Source organism: Hyphomicrobium sp., from assembly GCF_051860585.1.
Lineage (GTDB): Bacteria > Pseudomonadota > Alphaproteobacteria > Rhizobiales > Hyphomicrobiaceae > Hyphomicrobium_C.
Genome location: NZ_JBHYDS010000026.1, coordinates 1 through 586, shown reverse-complemented (window position 1 = coordinate 586; position 586 = coordinate 1). Strand labels below are relative to the sequence as shown.

1 protein-coding gene and 1 tRNA gene are annotated in these 586 nt (G+C 60.6%); both read left to right on the top strand.

The annotated features are described in order from the left end of the window. On the top strand, positions 1–234 hold a 234-nt coding region (locus ACTIFK_RS19030), incomplete at its 5' end, for a sulfurtransferase TusA family protein (RefSeq protein WP_439544587.1). An 87-nt stretch (positions 235–321) separates the two neighbouring features. After that, positions 322–396, top strand: a tRNA-Val gene (locus ACTIFK_RS19025). Positions 397–586 lie beyond the last annotated feature (190 nt).

Here is a 586-nt window from a genome sequence, read left to right as displayed (position 1 = left end):
GGGGAGCCCATGCCCGATAAAATTCTGGATGCCAAAGGTCTGAACTGTCCTTTGCCGATCCTGAAAGCCAAGAAGGCCCTGCAGGATGTCCCTGCCGGTGGCACGCTGGAGGTGTGGGCCACAGATCCAGGCTCGGTCGCCGATTTCACGGCCTTTTGCCGCGCGACTGGCCACCACTTGCGTGAGCAGGACGGCGCTGACGGGGTTTACCGCTTCTTGATCGAGCGAGTTTAACGACGATGGAAACGCGGCGCTTGGCGGCTTGACAGCAGCCCGCGGCGCCTCCCATAAGGGCGCCTCACGCGCTTCGAAGAGCAGCGCGGGCGGTTAGCTCAGCGGTAGAGCACACGCTTCACACGCGTGGGGTCATAGGTTCAATCCCTATACCGCCCACCAGCCTTCGCTCTGCGAGCTTCGGCTCGGCAAGCCGAAAGCTGTCGCGCCGAAGTTGCGCAGCAACGTAGGCGGACTATGCTGTCCGCATGAAGTATGTCTACATTCTTCAGAGCCTCGCAGACGTCGATAGATTCTATGTCGGGCTGACCGACGACGTAATGGCGAGGCTGATCAAACACAACAAGGGCGA